Below are 247 nucleotides of genomic sequence, written 5' to 3'. Positions count from 1 at the left end.
CGCCAGGCCGTAATGCCGCTCGGCAAATTCGTTGCCCACCTGGCTTGGCTCCAGGTTCAGCTCAACAGTATGCGCGCCCTGCAGTTTGGCTTCATGGACAAAACCCGCGGCCGGATAGACATGGCCTGAGGTGCCGATAGCGATAAAGTAATCGGCCTGTTCAAGCGCCTGATAAATCTGCTCCATGCCCAGCGGCATCTCACCAAACCACACTACGTGCGGCCGCAGCGCCGAGGGGAACTGGCAG

1 protein-coding gene is annotated in these 247 nt (G+C 59.9%); it reads right to left on the bottom strand.

Translation table 11 applies throughout. The features are described 5' to 3' along the window. The coding region (locus ACZ3HG_RS24510) for a Sir2 family NAD-dependent protein deacetylase (RefSeq protein ID WP_465335093.1) at positions 1-247 on the bottom strand (247 nt) is incomplete at both ends.

It is taken from the genome of Erwinia sp. PME.40.26/001 (assembly GCF_055556675.1).
This window is presented reverse-complemented; position numbering and strand designations above follow the sequence as displayed.